Source organism: Candidatus Harpocratesius sp. (assembly GCF_054039255.1).
The window spans coordinates 229381-245746 of record NZ_JBPLBG010000071.1 but is presented as its reverse complement, the minus strand read 5'-3'; the positions used below and the strand labels follow the sequence as shown (position 1 = coordinate 245746).

The 16366-nt window shown below is 29.2% G+C and carries 10 protein-coding genes; 2 read left to right on the top strand and 8 right to left on the bottom strand.

All coding sequences use genetic code 11. The features are described 5' to 3' along the window. The first annotated feature begins 116 nt into the window (after nucleotides 1-116). Entirely contained in the window at nucleotides 117-1499 is a 1383-nt protein-coding gene (locus ACXLDF_RS16330; protein ID WP_457559618.1) for a hypothetical protein, read from the top strand. A gap of 17 nt (nucleotides 1500-1516) precedes the next feature. Here ACXLDF_RS16330 and ACXLDF_RS16325 read toward each other — a convergent pair whose 3' ends face one another. The 3 genes from ACXLDF_RS16325 to ACXLDF_RS16315 form a co-directional block, all read right to left on the bottom strand. Further along, a complete protein-coding gene (locus ACXLDF_RS16325) occupies nucleotides 1517-1918 on the bottom strand; it encodes a VOC family protein (protein WP_457559617.1) in 402 nt (133 codons plus the stop codon). A 76-nt stretch (nucleotides 1919-1994) separates the two neighbouring features. Beyond that, the gene (locus tag ACXLDF_RS16320) at nucleotides 1995-2501 is read right to left on the bottom strand and encodes a nitroreductase family protein (protein WP_457559616.1); all 507 of its coding nucleotides are present in this window, start codon (nucleotides 2499-2501) and stop codon (nucleotides 1995-1997) included. A gap of 93 nt (nucleotides 2502-2594) precedes the next feature. Continuing rightward, complete coding sequence (locus tag ACXLDF_RS16315) at nucleotides 2595-3533, bottom strand: hypothetical protein (protein WP_457559615.1); 939 nt, start codon at nucleotides 3531-3533, stop codon at nucleotides 2595-2597. Between the two features lie 116 nt (nucleotides 3534-3649). Here ACXLDF_RS16315 and ACXLDF_RS16310 point away from each other — a divergent pair, with 116 nt between their 5' ends. Next, complete coding sequence (locus ACXLDF_RS16310) at nucleotides 3650-4714, top strand: HEAT repeat domain-containing protein (protein WP_457559614.1); 1065 nt, start codon at nucleotides 3650-3652, stop codon at nucleotides 4712-4714. Nucleotides 4715-4796: 82 nt separating this feature from the next. On the opposite strand, the gene ACXLDF_RS16305 is transcribed toward ACXLDF_RS16310, so the two are convergent. The 5 genes from ACXLDF_RS16305 to ACXLDF_RS16285 all read right to left on the bottom strand — a co-directional run bounded on the left by ACXLDF_RS16305 (nucleotide 4797) and on the right by ACXLDF_RS16285 (nucleotide 15653). After that, the gene (locus ACXLDF_RS16305; protein ID WP_457559613.1) at nucleotides 4797-7571 is read right to left on the bottom strand and encodes a leucine-rich repeat domain-containing protein; all 2775 of its coding nucleotides are present in this window, start codon (nucleotides 7569-7571) and stop codon (nucleotides 4797-4799) included. A 362-nt stretch (nucleotides 7572-7933) separates the two neighbouring features. Further along, a complete protein-coding gene (locus ACXLDF_RS16300; protein ID WP_457559612.1) occupies nucleotides 7934-11794 on the bottom strand; it encodes a hypothetical protein in 3861 nt (1286 codons plus the stop codon). Between the two features lie 168 nt (nucleotides 11795-11962). Continuing rightward, the gene (locus ACXLDF_RS16295; protein WP_457559611.1) at nucleotides 11963-13534 is read right to left on the bottom strand and encodes an acyl-CoA dehydrogenase family protein; all 1572 of its coding nucleotides are present in this window, start codon (nucleotides 13532-13534) and stop codon (nucleotides 11963-11965) included. Nucleotides 13535-13706: 172 nt separating this feature from the next. Next, nucleotides 13707-15293, bottom strand: coding sequence for an FAD-binding oxidoreductase (locus ACXLDF_RS16290; RefSeq protein WP_457559610.1), 1587 nt, complete (start codon nucleotides 15291-15293; stop codon nucleotides 13707-13709). Between the two features lie 129 nt (nucleotides 15294-15422). Further along, on the bottom strand, nucleotides 15423-15653 hold the full coding sequence (locus tag ACXLDF_RS16285; protein WP_457559609.1) for a hypothetical protein: 231 nt from the start codon (nucleotides 15651-15653) through the stop codon (nucleotides 15423-15425). Nucleotides 15654-16366 lie beyond the last annotated feature (713 nt).

The window sequence follows — 16366 nt, the reverse complement described above, 5'->3', positions numbered from 1 at the left end:
AAATCAAGTTTTCATGTCGAAAATTGAATAATTGATCATAAATTTTCGTCACAAGTATATAGTTGTTTTTAATATAGATAATTTATTTAAAAATTAAAAGTAATATTAAAATAAAAATGATGTCTGTAATCTCAGATGAGAAATTACTCGTTAATTCAAAAAAAAAAAAAGCATCAAGGCTAATTTCGATTGATTTTTTACGCGGTTTATCAATGCTTTGCTTGATTTTTTTCCATTCTTTCGAAAAAACAATTTCAACCGATTTTTATGATCAATTCTTTCAATTACCCACAATTCAATTTGTTTTGTTAGGATTATTTTTTTATTTTGCAACATGGAGAAGTGTTTTTCTTATAATATCTGCTATTGTATTGATGTATACTTGGCAGAAATCTCGCCAAAATGGGGTTCCTTCTTATAAATTATATTTTCATGCAATTATTTGGTCTTTTTTACTTTTTGGACAAGGCATAATGATTCAAATCTTTTGGAATCCTTATACTGGGCTTTATCAATGGATAAATACAGGTGAAGCAAATGTCTCTAGATGGATGAGGGGAATACAATGGTCAGATGCAGTGGAAACAATAGCAATTGGAATTTTTTTAACTGCAAATATTCAATTTCTATTGGATCTTGTTCTAAAACCTTTGAAAAATAAGAATCGTTCTACTTCAGGAATCCAAATTGCTGTTTATATCACATTTTTCTTTATTACATTATTCTCAACAAAATATCTCGGAAATTGGGCTCTTAAAACTTATGGTTTGGGTATTAATCAAATTCAAAGTGCTCCAGCTAATTCATTTAGCGATAGTATGAGATATTTAGGATTAGCATTGCTAGTTGGTTATCAAGAACCTATTTTTCCTTATTTTACCGCAACTTGTATTGGAAATGTTATTGGAATCATGCTTACTGTTCCGATTTTTAACCGAAAAAGGTTTTTATTACAAGGTTTTACACTAAGTTTTATTTTATTAATTGCTGGATTTAGTTGGTGGATTTTTCATGATAAATTGTTTTTTGGAGGTATGTTTATGATTCCACCAGATTGGTTATTGCTGGTAAATACAGGCATTCAATTAGCCGTTATTTTAATCTTTTTATGGGTTTTTGATTTAAATACAGATCATAAAATTAAAGAAAAACATCGTGATCGTACTAAGATAATTAGGAGTGCAGGTGTGATTTCATTAACAATATTTTCTCTACAAGCACTAGATTATATACCTCGATGGATCCTAAGCAAGATATTTCATGAAGACTTCTTAGGATTTGGAAAACTTTCCTTGGGGTACGCTATCCTTTGTGGATTTGCTGCTTTAATATTTTGGATTGGATTAATTATCTTCTGGAGAAAGATTTATTTTATTGGATCTTTTGATTGGCTTTTTGCCTTAATTAGAAGAAAGATTAAAAATAGTTCAATATCATGGAAAGATCCTCTATTATCTCATGATATTATTTATCAACCAGATTTTGCATTTAAATATTAGAAAAAACAGAAACCACTTTAATTTTTTCGGGGATCTCCAATAATTAGGATTTTATTTCCATCTATATCCCAGCAGTCAAACATTGAAACCATTTTGGGAATATCCCTAATTTCAGTAGTGCGAACTTTTTTTTGAATTAAATATTCTCTAGTTGCCTCTAGATTATTCACATTAAATGTTAATGTAGTAGATCCATGAATAATTTCTCCTTCTTTTTTAAGATCTAACCCAATTCGAACTCCCTTAACGGGAAGTTTTAGTTCGCACCATCCTATTTCATCTCCCCCATCCCAAGCAATAGAAAAGCCAAAAACATTGGTGTAGAATTTTTTTGCTTTTTCTATATTTTTAACTTCAATAGAAATATATAATGATGCATCTGCTTCAGTATTTAAAGAAAATGAATGATTTTGATTCATAAGATAGGAAGAAATCAAATGTTAAAAAATCTATGTTATAAAGAAATATACTCTTATTATTTGAAAATTTATTTCTTTATAAATACCATTTTAGCACAATCTCTTCAGTGTTTTTTCTTGTACTTATTCCCTTCTCTGCTGGATAGCCAAATGCTATAAGACCCATGAATTCATTCTTATCTTCATTAATTTTTAATAGATTTTGAACATCTTCTTTCTGATTGTAAATCTCACCAATCCAAACGCTACCTAGTCCATGAGCGTGAATTGTGAGAAGTAATGATTGGAAAAATGCCCCAATACTCTGAACATTTTTCACATAATTATATTCTTTTTCTTTATTTAGAAAGATTGCAAGAATTACTGGAGCAGAATTAATAATATTTGAATATTTTGAACATTGTGCGATTTTATTTTTAATTTCTTGATTCGTAATTACTATTACGCGCCATGGTTGTAAATTCATTCCTGATGGTGCCCAACGAGCATTTTCAAGAATTGATTCTATTTTTGATTGTTCGATTGGTTGATCTTTAAATTTTCGAATACTTCTACGATTTTTTATGCAACTAATTGCATCCATAATAATACACCTCAAATATTATATTTTTTAAATTCTAAAAAATTAAAAAATGGATAATTTTGGATGAAGCAAATAGAATTTTAAAAAATAAGATTAATCCTTAAATTTTAGTTCATTATCAAGATTTTCTTCATTATCTTTAATATCACTTTTTAAAGGACCTCGTGATACTTTAATTTCATATTGTTTATCCATTGGCTTTAGCTGATCCACAAATCGATCTTTTAATAAATAGAATAAAATCGCTTCAATTGACGCTGCAAAAAAGAAGAAACTTTTTCCAAATGCAATATTTACTCCTGGATCGTTTGGGGTATAATTTTCTATTACATAAATCCAAATACTTACAAATAACCCAATTGCTCCCATAATTAACGCTACGTTTCGACGAATTTCTTTACGTATTGGACCTATATTTGCCACTGAAGGATGAAATTCAGAACGATAGAATTCAAATGAAAAAATTCCAAATCGAAAAGCCTTTATTGTAAAAAGAAATATACCAATGCTGACTAAAATTGTGCTGTGAAATTGAATATTTAAAATGAAATCTTCAAAACCAGTTGTATGAACAGGATATTCCCAAAGGAAAAAAAATGTTAGAAATTGAGAAAATGAATATACTGCAAATATAAAAATATATCCATAAACCAAATAGCTAAAATAAAGCACAATTGGAGCGGACCATTTATATTTTTTATAGGCTTCTGCAGATTCTGTTTGTTCTCCTACATATTCTAAAGTTCCACCAATTATTCCAAATCCTGCAAGAATATAAACAATAAAGCTAAAAACATAACCTGTTTTAAATTGAACCAAATTTTGGAAATAGATTTCAATATTATTTAAGACAGTATCCCAATTAGGATGACTTGTGAGAAAATAAATTACTATGGTAAGAATAATTGAAACTATTAAATAAACGAAAAAAATTATTTTATTTTCCATTTTATAAAATATTCTACCTAAAATTGGACAAATTATCCCCACTATTAAGATTATAAGAAGAAGAATCCAAATACTTATCTCCATAACTAGAATCTTAGTTGGATCTCCTTTTCAAGATTTGCCTTTTTTTAAATATAAAAAATAAAAAATTTTGTAACTTATTAACCTTAATAAAAGTTCTAACCTAAATTAAAATAACAATGGAAATTGAAACTTTATTTGAAAATTTAATCAAGGGAGATAATCCCATAATACAAATTCAAGCTGCTTACGATTTGGGGAATCATCCAAATCATGAAAAAGCTTTAGATGCTCTTCTAAAAGGTTTAGTTGTCCCTGATTCTGATGTTAAACTAACTATTTTGGACATTCTCCTTCAACCAGAATTTTTTGGTGAAAAAATCGTTCTTCCGTTATGTGATTTACTAAAGGATGAAGATACAGAGGTGCGTTCACAAGCAGCTGAAATTTTGGGAACAACGAAAGATAATCGTGCAATTGCACCATTGATTTCTTCATTACATGATTCTGATAAAGTTGTCAGATATGCATCAATGGCCGCTTTAGCAAATATTGGGGATCGCAAATGTGTTCCTTCAATAGAAGAATTTGTAGATTCCGATGACTGGGAAGATCGTTATCAAGCTGTTGATGCAATTGGAATGCTTGCCTCCCCTCAATCTGTCCCTGTTTTATTAAAAGCACTTCATGATCCGAAATGGAAGGTACGTGAAAATGCAGCTTTAAGTGTAGGACATTATAATCAAAAAGAAATCATTCAAGCATTATTTCAATTGCTGGATGATGATCAAGAAGAAGTCCAAGCTGCCGCTGTATATACTCTAGGTGATTTTCGAGCTAGGCAAGCTGTTCCTATTTTAATTGATTTCTTAAAATCTGATTCAGATGATCTAGTTTTAGTGGCTTTAGAAGCTTTATCAAAAATAAAAGATCCAACTTCCATTCCACCAATTATTACATTATTAAACCATAATTCTCCTGAAATATCACGTGCAGCTCAAGAAACTCTTGATGTATTTAGGGATGTTGTTTTAATCGAACCCCTAATCTCATCACTTCGAGAAGATGTAATTATTCAATATCTCACACACAGATTAAAGAAAGTTTCTAATAATCAGAATAAGAAAAAAACAATACCAAATCTAATTAAAGAAATGCAACTTCCAATATGGGTTGAAATGCTTCTGAATGAAATTATGATTAAAGATCAAGAATCTGAAAGAAAATCAGAATTAAAAAAATAATCAATTATTTTTTCTATTTTAAATTTCATCTTAAATTCTTTTTTTTCCAAATTTTCGAATTAACACGAAATAATGGAAAAAATTAAAGAAAAATGGAATATTTTGAATTATTGAGGTTAATTTTACTAATTTCTCGAAGATAATCCAAAAAATTTGTTGCAGCAGTCGTTTTTAACTTCAATAGTTCATCTTCAAGCATTGAGTGCATTTTCATTAATTTTGGGTGTGTTTTATCAATTATTGTTGCAGGTTCATTTTTCTTCATTCGTGTGATAAAATCTTGAATGGACCATTCTTCATATTTGTGGAATAAGTATTCATCAAAATCTTTTTGTAAATGTTTGTTTAAGATTTCTTCTTCTAATGGAGTTAGGGATAAGTCATCATTTAGATATATGTAGCATTTGAGGTTAAAACGAATAATATTAAGTGGTAAAGATTGAATTTTGGTGGAGTGAAGATCAAACTCTTTCAATTTTTCTAATTTCAAGATTTTATATGAGATTTGCTTTATTGGATTATCGCTAATCTTTAAATATTCTAGGTACTTTAAATCAAAAATTCCATCTGGAAGAGTTGTCAGATTACAATCCTCAAGATTTAAAGAGATAATTCGAAACTCTTTAAGACAATAAGTTTTTTTTGTCTCACAATCTATAGAAAAATTAAGTGAAAAGCCTAAATCGTGTTCAATTTCATGAAGGGTTATTTTTTGATGTAATATGAATTCAATTTGTTGTATTAATTCGCTATTTTCTGGATTTTTTTTTAAATCATTAATTAAATTTAATATTTGTTCTTTATATTCAAGTAAATCTGGAAAAAGAGCGTCAACTTTTCTCACTTTTTTATTTTTCTTAATATTTTGAAGAAATTCTTCAAATTTCCAATTCATAATTTGAAATTTTAATTGCAAATATTCTTTCAAATCTTCTCCGCTCCAAAAAATAAGATCACTTTCTATATCATCGAAGGTTTCATAGAATTCATTTGATAAATTATTAAGTCCACCAATTACTGCAGGGTAATCTGTAAAATTATTTCTTGAGATGTCTATCATTTCTAAATTTTGTAATTTTACCATTTCTGAAGAGAGTTCTGTGAGTTCATTTTTTGCTAAAAATAATTTTCGCATTTTTGTAAAATGAAAAATAGATTTTGGAAGTTGTTTTAAATGCAAACCTTCCAATATTAATTTATCTACATGATAATCTCTAAGAATTATTCCCAATTGCAAATCATAAAATAATTCTTCCCCTATTTCATCAATAATATAACGATAAATTGGAATTTCTTGAGGTAGTTCTTGTAGTAAATTACGCAACCAAGGTGCTTCATCAGCGTGAATTGGTTCTCCTTGTATATATTCCATTTTTGCAAAAAGTTCTAAGTATTTGGCAGTATCTGTGGGATTTTGCTGGCAAATTTCTAATATTTTTTCTTTATTTTGAATAAAAATCGGTGGAATATGCATTGAAAAATCTAAGGATTTGTTATTTTTAATACATAATTCGATTTCTTCAAGGGTGAAATATTCATTTTCTGCATAGCTTTTTATAAATTTTGCAATATCTTCATAACAATAATCAAGAACCTCCAAAAGATCTAAATATTTTAACTTAATGGGGTTATCGAACAAACTAAGTGATTTTAAAAAGCGTAATTTTTTGAATTCTCCAGGAATAGAAGTGATTTTATTGTTGGAAAGATCCAATTCTTTGAGATATTTTAATGAGAATATTTCTTTGGGTATTTTCTTCAATTTAATTCCTACTAAAGTTAAAGATGTGACATGAGGATAATCATATTCGTCATCTTTTTCATATTCTTCAATCAAGTAATCTTCTTCGTTTGAAGAATCATTATTGAAAAGATTATGAGTATGTTCGGCAACTGCCCAGCACCAATTCGTTATCCTATATGAACCTTTATATTCTTCTTCATAAAATCCTGCTCCTGGTCTATATACATTAATAAAATGTCCAATTTGATTACTGATTTCAGCAAGTAATTTCATCTCACTAGGGTGTATTCCAAAATTATAATCTTTTTCATTCCAAGAATTTTTATTATTTCCCCGTTGGCGTAAAGCTTTAAACGAACCATCTTGACCCCAATTCTCAATTTTATGTTTGTGGGAGTAAAAAAGAGTTTGATCATTTGGGAAATTTTCGCTATTGTAAAAGTTATTTAAAATTCTGATCCATGTAATAGTATCGTTGTTATTTAATATCTCTGAAAACAAATTTTCTACTATGTTGATAAATGATTCTGGGTAATTGCATAATTCTTCGTAGATTTCATATAACCTATCGCTATAGGGTGCACTTGCAAAAATATCTTGCTCTCTGTTTTTATACAAAAAATATGTTTCTGTTTTTGCTTCTTGTTCTCTCCAATAAGATTCATCTCCATTATAAGCGAAGACATATCCTTTTTTACCTTGAAAGTTTTCGGGAATTAGGATAAAAGACCATATTTTTCTTAAAATTTTCTCATACTTTTTCTTCCATTCTTTATTCTTCAACCATGATTTGCGTTTTTTTTCATAATTTTGCTTAAATTTTTTATGCTCTAAATTTCTTAATTTATGATAGAATGGAGTATGAGGATCTGTAATAAGCTCCACCTCATAATCAAAATAGTGACAGAATTCTGAATAAAATACATTAAAGTCCTTTGAAAAGTGAGCCATTGCCTCATCTACAGATTGTGCTTTAATCCCCACAATACCTTTGTATAAAATAGTTTCAATAGAATTACTTGTTTGAAGTAATTCTTGCAATATTTGGTTAATTGGAACATTTTTTCTTGCTTTTTTATAGAAATGTGCTCTTTCTTTTTGCAAATTTACCATATTTTTAACCTTCTATTTAACATTTTTAGGTACTATGAATTTCTTCTGTAGCTTTTTAAAATTATAGAAAAAAAACTTATTCGCACTTTTTCAGACCTTAGATGTATTTCGAAACCTTATAATAATTGAACCTTTAATTTCATCTTTAAAGGTGGATGTGATTATCAAATATCTGGTTCATCGATTATGAAAATCGTCTCAAAATAAATCACATGAAAGAGAACTGTCAAAACTAATAAAAAATTTGCAATTGCCACTTTGGATGGAGATGCTTTTAAATGAGATTATGATTAAGGAGCAAGAATTCAAGGAAAAAATGAAAGAATAGGAAAAAAATTGATAAAAAAGTATTGATTGATTTATTAATTTTGATTAATTTTTTCTTTTTTCAATTTACGCGCTACTTTATCTGGATTTTCTTTCATTTGCTTGAGAAAATCTTCTTTTTGCTGTTTTACTTCATGAACCATTTCTTTTCTTAATTCAACATTTGCTTCTGCTTGTCGCATTGCTTGTTTTAAAGTATAATATGCTTCTTTCAAATCATGTTCTTTTTTATAGATATCATAATCAATTGATGCTTCTTTTAAGCTTAGGTAATATTGCATTTCATGCTTTTCTCGTTTTTCTTGTACTTTTGAATAATTGTTCTTAGCCTCATTTAATAATTTTATTGCTTCTCCAAGACTCTTCTTTGCTTCTTCAAGATCTTTTTCTGCTTGAACACGTTCTTCACGTTCAGAGACAAATGATTTTTTCTTTTCTTCCCATTCAGATAGTTCGTCTTCTTTTGCTTTTAATTCTGCATTTGCTAATTTTAGTTGTTTCTTTGCATTTTCTAGTGCATCTTCTGCATCATTGAAAGTGGTTTGAGCATTATCAAGTGTTTTTTGAGGTTCTATTCTTTTTTGTTCTAATTTTTGAAGATCTTCTTCTTGTGATTTTATTGTTTCTTTTACTTGTTTTATATCAATTTGTTGTTCTTCGAGTTTCTGCATTCGTTTCAATTTCTGCTCCATTTCATCTTGAAATTTCTTGTTTTCCTTTATTTCACGTTTTTTATCTTTGATTTTATCCCCTAATTCATCAAGCTTAAGGATTAATTCATCAATTACATTTTGATCTATCGGATCTCTCTTCTTCTCTAATTTTAGATCTGATTTCAATTCTTTTTCTTGAGCTTGAAGATCACTTAATTCATTTTCTAGGATATTAAGTGAATTTAACTGCTCTAAATCTTGCTTAGCACCATTATAATCTTCACTTGCATTTTTATATTCCGCTCGTAATTCTTCCCCTTTTTCAAGTAATTCTGTAGATTTAGCTAAATCTTTTTTTGCTTTTTTTATTTGTTCATTAATTTCGTCTAATTTCGATTGTGCTTCATCTAACGCATTTTTAGCTATTTCAAATTCATTAAGTTTTTGTTCTTTCGATTTTTCTTTTGAAGTAAGGTTTTTTTGTGCTTTTTTTACTTCGTCTGCTAGTTTATTAATCATATCTTCAGCATTTTCAATGTCTGCATCAATAACAGGTATTTTACGAGAAGAATCAACTGTATTTTGACATTCACTTAGTTTTTCTTGGGCCATTTCATGATATTGTTGGGCTTTTGTCAGTTTTTCTTCTGCTTGTTTTTCAATTTTGGACGTATCTGTCAGCAATTTATAGTCTTTAAATTCCTTTTCTGCAGATTTTAAGGCGATTTTAGCTGCTTTGATAACAGGTTGGGCTAATTCAGCTCTAATTTTTAAATAATCAAGATTTTTCTCTACAGCTATTATTTCTTTATTAGCACTTTTGATATCTGATTCAATAGAAACTAAGCGCGTTTTCATATTATTAGTCTCATCTATTTTATTTTGGATTTCAGTGAACTCATCTTGTAGTTTTTCATATTTTTTCTGGACTTCTGCTAAGACTTTATCTTGTTCTTCAACTTTTTTCTGTAATTCTTCATAAGCCCTTAATTTGGTGTTGTATTCTTCCATTAAAATTTCTTTAACATCTTCATCTTCTGTTCCATCAGCAGTTTTAGGTATTTTTGGCTCTTTTGGAGGTTTTGTTGATTTAAATTCTTTTAAAATTGTATTATAATTCAATTGTTGCTGTTTCAGCTTTTGATTTTCTTGCTCAAGTAATTCTTGTTTTTGTGTTAATTTTTCATTAAGGTTTTTTGGAATTTTGTTAATTGCTTGTTCTATTTCTTTTTGTTCATTTTCAAGAGATTTTAGCTTATTTTTCAAGTTTTTCAATTGTTGTATTGCTGCTTCATATTCCTGTTGTTCTAATTGAGATTTTTCAAATAATAATTTCATATGAGCAAGTTTTTCTTCACTGTTTTTCTCTTCTTCTTTTTCTTCTAGATCTTCAACTAAACCTTCTTCTTTAGATCCACCACCTAATATTATTTTTTTAGAAAGTAAATAATTGTTAAGTGTATTTGTTATTATTTGTTCGTTTTCAATAGTTTGTAACATTTGATCCTTAATCTGTTTGCTTAATTCGGTTAACATTTCTTTAACTTCAACTAATGTAAAAGAATGTTTTCGCACAAAGCCTCGTCGTTCTAAAACCCAGCCGCTATACCAATAATAAAAACCGATATATACAATAACAACTACAAGAGAAGTTGCTATGTTTAATCCTTCTTTACTTAGACCTTGTCCGGTTATAAGCGACCATTGACCTCCCCAATAACTGCCAACTAGGAGAAACATTAAAAAGGCAAGATTGTATTCTGTAATCTTGGAACTTTTTAGTGTATTTCGAATTTTTTTACCGAATCCGCGAAGTAAATTAAAGATTGTTATCAGCATCAATAAAATACTCGTTATCCAATCTACAATTTGACCTACTAATTGGTCAGGAGGATTTTCTCCTGAAATGGCACTCATTCCTATTCCTGTATTTAAAATCGAAAAGAGTTTCAAATAGAGGAAAATACTGAATATGAAAAAGAACATCCCTGAAAAAACATTTGGAGTATCATTTTTCTTGCTTAATTTATAAAGAGAAATTTGTTTTGTAACCAGAAATATTAATAAAACTAAAACCAAAACCGACCAAACTAGCACAAATAGCAGTGACTTATTTGCGAACCATACTTCAGGAAAATATCTTGTAAGGAATAATACGAAATCTGATATACCTGTAATATTTGTCGCTTGGGCCTTCCATTCTCCATAATAAAATACTTGTGGAGTAAATTTTTCTATATAACTTGGAGGTGTATCAGTAAAAATTTGATAAAATTCAGCTGTATCCATGAAAATATATAGAAGAGTGAATATAATATGAATTAATAAGGGAATAAAGACAATTAGATAATTTCTCACCTTAATTTTTCTCAATCTCTTACTTTTCTCAACATTTTCATTTTTAACTTGAAATTTGGCTTCTGAACGAATCGCTTGATTTTCTATAGTTGTTTTGACAAAGAATATTTGACCTGCATTCCAACCGAAATAAATCAATGCTAAGATTATTCCAAATAATACTTGAAATGTTAGAAAATCTAATTGGTTTTCCATTGATGCATCAATTACATTCCACCAAAAGATACAAAATCCAAATCCTAAAATGAAAGTAATCAGAGCTAACACTAATTTGATTATCCATCCACCTTCAACAAAAAGAAGTTTATGAATTTTTGAATTACGACTCATCCAAAATAAAAGTGCATTTGCTATGATCATTCCAACTGCTAGTGTTATAATTAAAAATTGCTTGAAATTTTGAATATTGTCTTTTCCTAAAAAACTCATTGGACTAGTAAAATCAATTGCAGCTGTAATCCCTATAAGAGTAGCAAAAATAATAAATAATATTGTATAGGGAAGAACTCGTTTATCAAACACTTTCATAAACTGTCCTTCAACTATTTCTGAGGTTTTTGCATTTAATTCTTGTTTTTTTTGCTGAATCTTTGCACGGAACTCCTTACGTTTAGATATTTTTAAATGACGTTTCATAGCAGGAGTGCTCATTTTTTGTTGCAAATCTTCTTCCCAATTTTCACTAGAAGATTCTTCTTGATTTTGTTCATTTTCTTCTTCAGAAGTGTTTTCTAAGCTTTGATTAATATCTTTTTCTTGTCTTGATTCTTCTTTTGGATTTTCAATATATTCATTACCTTCATTTTCATTTCTTAAATTCTCTTGTTCTTCTTTAGAATCAAGTATTTTTTCTTTTATATCATCATTATGTGATTTCTTATTCATCTAATCATCTCCATTTTTGTGCATTATTCGCAATTATTAAGTATAAGGTGATTATACACGCTTTTTACTTTTATTAATTTACTTTAATTACATAATAGGTTTTTATATAATCAAAATGGATAAAATACAAGAGAAAAAATTAAAAAAAGATAAAAAGAAGTTATTAAATTAAGATTTTTGGGATTTTCTTGCTTGATATGCTTCTTTCCCTGCTGAATTTAGGATTTTTGGAAGTGCAGATGAATATGCTTTTAAATCGACTTTGTGTTTTGTTTCAATAGCAGTTTTTAATCGAGTTAATGCTTCATTCAATTGATTTTTCGTATTTTCGCTCAAAAATTCTGCATCTTCTGTCAACATTTTTTCCGCTCTTTGGATGTAAAGTTCTATTACCTTCGCATTTGTCTTTTCTTCATTTTTTCGTGCCTTTTTCACGAATCGATCAATACTCATCATCGTGGTCGCCTTTAAACCGGCTTCAATAATCATTAATTGAATGTTACGATGACCTCCAAGGACTTCCATTAGCCGTGCTACATTTTCTCCTCGATTAATCATATTTTGTGATCCTGGTTCATTTATTGCACCTCTACCACCCATAGTTTGCACTACTTCGTAAGCAGCATGAAGTGAATATTTAGCAGCTAAATATTTCGCCTGTGCCGCTAAAATTGCCACAGTTCCTTCATCCATTGGATTGGGTTTTTCTCCTTGATGAATTTTTTTACCAACCTTTTTATCGTAAAAATCTGCCACTTGAAATGCAAATGCAGTATAGGCAGCAATATGTGCATAAAGATCCGAAAGAACATGGCTGATTCCTTGATATTTCAACAATGGTTTTCCAAATTGATATCGAATTTGTGAGAAAATAGCACCAGTTGCTAATGTATGCCATTCTCCTGCTAATGAACCTGAAGTAATAGCAATCCTTTCTGGGGTTAAACCACGGAATAATCGACGATATCCTTCTCCTGGTCCTGCAATCATACGATCTGCAGGAACTGTAACGTTATCATAAGTCACCTTTGCAATTCCAATACCTGGTGCAGCGGGAATATGTAATCGTTCCGCTTTCAGTCCTTCATCTCCTCTTTTGAATAAACCTAACATCATCGTACGTCGTGGATTTGATATGTCGGTAACTCCATATGTACTGTAATAATCTGCAACTGCACCATTAGTTGTATATATTTTAATTCCATTATATGTAAAACTCTTATCATCGTGAATTGTGGCTTGAGTTTTCATGTTTACAGCATCAGAACCATTTTGCATCTCGGTGATTCCAATTCCTCCGATTGCTTTTCCGTCCCAAATTTCTTCTAAAGCTTTTTGTTGGACATCAGTTCTTTTTGGATTGTGAAAAAGAGAATTTCCAACAAGAATAGATGATGCGGTCATTGCAAAATCCACTTCAGGAGCCATTCCATTTACTGCGATATTTAACAACATTTGATGTTTTGATGATCCATCAATTCCGTCATATGGATTCATCCGTTGGAGCATTCGTTTTTCTCCCAATTTTGGGGCAATTGTATAAACATCATCACGATTTACATCCTTTTGAAGTTTAATACAAGATTCTTCAAATTCAAGCAATAAATCTTGTTCTTCTTTGCTTAATAATGGAAATATATTCGCATTAATAAACGAATATCGATTGCGAAGGCTTAGAGCCTTATCAAAGTTTTTTTCCAATAAGTTAGTATACACAGCGTCTGAAAGTTTAATAGGCATAGTTATCACAACTTTATCTCAAAAATTTTCCTTTCATAAATACCCTAAAATATCTGGTAAGGAATTCTTTTCCTTCTACTTAAAAAAAGATATTTTCGGTTTTTTCACTGAAAATAATAATATACTAGATGATAATTTTAGCAAAAATATGATTTTAAAACAGAATTTTGGATTAATTTATCAAATATTTTTGAAGTAAAGTTTCCAATATCTCTTCAGATTGATTGTCTGGGAATTTTTCATTTATGTTGATGCCCTTTGACCTACAAATCTGTAAAATCGAAAGGAGATGTGGTGAAATAAACATTTGATGTGTGTCAATTGTTTGGATAATTTTTTGTAAATCATATCGACGATGCCAAAAGGTAAAAACTCCCGTACTATGTTCCGCCTTTGGACGAATGTGATACTTTTGTTCTAATATATAATTCATTTTTGCCGTTAATTTTGCGATTTTGCCATACATTTTTCTAGAATTTGATGCAAAATCATATATATTCACAGGTATTCGAACATGAAGTAATAATCCTTGACCTTTTCTGAAGTTTAGGTGTCCATATCCAATAATTATCGGAGGAAACTCAAATTCAACTAATTTGGAATTAATTTCATCTAATACTTTTTTTAACTTATTTGGTGGCATTAGAATATCTTCAAATCCAGGAAATCGGATATAATCTTGTGATGGATCATTTGATTTTGTCTGAATTGCTAAGCTTGTTCGTTCATCTAAGAAATTTTTATACTGATTTTTGTCAAGTCTTTTCTTTGAAATGTTTCCGAAATTGCTAATGATGTGTGAAAATCGAGTTGTAATGTGTTTCGTATCCTTAACTAAAATTGCCCAGCGGATTGGTTTATTTTGTGATAATTCTTTAAATTTACCTGGTATATCTGAAGTTGATAGAATAAACTCACAGTTAAGTGGAAATATCTCCTGATTTTGAATTTCTTGAAGAGCTTCGAAAATAAAGTCGAAATTATCACCGAAGAAGACGAAATGTGTTAGATTTTGTGGATCTGAGGCACGCGCTAATCGAATCTTTGCATTTAAAATAATTCCATATAATCCCATTCCTCCAACAATTCTGCGAAATAAAAAGAGCTCAGAAGGATTTCCTTTTTTATAAATTGTTCTGATTTCACCCGTCGGGAGCATTACTTGCATCGAATCTATCCAATCATAAATAGGTCCGAGTTTTCCTGATGTAATACCACTCGCGTTTGTTCCTATAAGACCACCAATTCGAACAGGGAGTTTAAATGCACTACTTGGTTGACATGGAAAAATAAACCGATTTTTTGTTTGTAAAGGCACATATCGGATTAGTTTAGAAACCAAAATGGATTGATCAACTTGTATAGTGTAAGAATCAATGTCCATTATAATTGAAGGTGTTTGGGTTACAAGCTTCTCAAGATCAACTAAAACAAAAGATGTGGCAAATCCACCACTTAATCCTGTTTTTCCTGAAGCAAATGTAAGAGGAATACGTAAAATATCTGCGGTTTGAACTATTTTTTGCAATTGAGAAAATGTACGCGGTTGACAAATAATTTTCGGATTTAAATGAAGAAAGGAACAATCTCTTATACTATATGCTAATATTGGATTATCAACAATAATATCATATCCTAAAATTTCTTTAAAATTTTCAGATTGGTTCTGAGGTTTGTATCTCCTATGAAATCCTTGATCTTCTAATTTTCGAATGAAATCTTCTAAATTATTTTGGTTAATTATTCGATCAAGGTTCATATTTAATAAAATAAAAAGCATAATTCTTTAATTTCTTGATTAGGTATTTAGTTAAAGATGATAAAGAGGAATAAGAAAAAATGTCAAAAAAACACCTCATTCCTTTGATCAAGAAGGAATTTAAAAAATTTATTCAAAATCTTCTTTTTGAATGGTAATTCGTTTCAATTCGCCTTTCGACGAACCTTTAGATTTTCGCGGCAGTTTGTTTATTAATTCTTTAGCCGCTTCTTCAACCGCCTTATCTAGGTATTCGTGGACTAAATCTTTAGCTTCGCCAGAAATTCTTATTTTTTTGTCTCCTTCCACGAATAAATCCTTTACTTTCGATACACGAATATATTTTGTGTCATAGCCCAAATTTATCATGCTCCTACTTGATAGTTTTCGAATCAGAACAAAGATCTGATTCTTAATAGAATTACTGAGGCCGTCTATTTAAATATATGCTTATTTCAATAGTTTGGGTGAAAAAAGCGACAAAAATAAAGTAAAGCTTTTATATTTTGCGTGATATTTGTGTGAACTTCATGGAAAATTCGCTTTGAAATTCAGTTTTGAGATGAAGTCGTTATAAATTGGCAAAAATGGGAGTAAATTTCGATGATCTAAATGATACATGCTTCTTTGATTATTTAAATGTTTTGCCCAAATCGACAAAAGTTTTAACCAGATTTCCCACAAAGTTGCATATTTTGGCTCGTTTTTAACTTTTATGAAATGTGATATATATCTCTAAAATGATAATTTAAGCGACTTTTATATCTAGCTCCTTTTTATTATTAAGTTTTATTTCCAATACAAGAAAAGATGTTTCAAATGAAATTTCTCTCCAGCAAATTTATGGATTTTTTTATTTTAGACCTAGATATTTTTTGTGGGAAATCTAAAGAAATATTATTTAAAGTGAGACATTTAAAGGAGTAAAAAATAATTTTATTGTATGTTTTTAGTAAAAAAAGAATAACAAATAAAACTGTTTTAATTGGTCTTAATTGAAATTAAATTAATTAAATGGGTATTTAATTTGATCTTATTGATAACAAATAGATAAATTTATAAAAGCAAAACTT